The organism is Mesorhizobium sp. CU3 (assembly GCF_006442965.1).
GTDB lineage: Bacteria > Pseudomonadota > Alphaproteobacteria > Rhizobiales > Rhizobiaceae > Mesorhizobium.
Genome location: NZ_VFWX01000064.1, coordinates 1 through 254 on the forward strand (window position 1 = coordinate 1; position 254 = coordinate 254).

Annotated in this window: 1 protein-coding gene; it reads right to left on the bottom strand. The window is 66.9% G+C overall.

Annotated elements, in window-relative coordinates; translation table 11 throughout:
* On the bottom strand, positions 1–254 hold a 254-nt coding region (locus tag FJ988_RS30625), incomplete at both ends, for an ABC transporter permease (protein ID WP_210242800.1).

The window sequence follows — 254 nt, forward strand, 5'->3', positions numbered from 1 at the left end:
GTTCGCGCACCAGCGCGAGTGCCACGAGCGGCCCGAGCGCTTCCTCGGAGCCGTACCGCTGGAGCGTGTAATAGCCCTGCAGTCCGAGCACGAAACCGACGAACAGGCCCGAGACGGCAATGATCGCGAGCGAGTAATTACCGAGGAAGTGGACCTGGTCGACGACCAGCCGCGCCCGGGCCAGTGCGGCGGGCAACGACCCGAGCAGACGCAGAAACAGCCGGGTCGCATGCCCGATATCGGTCAGCTTGCCC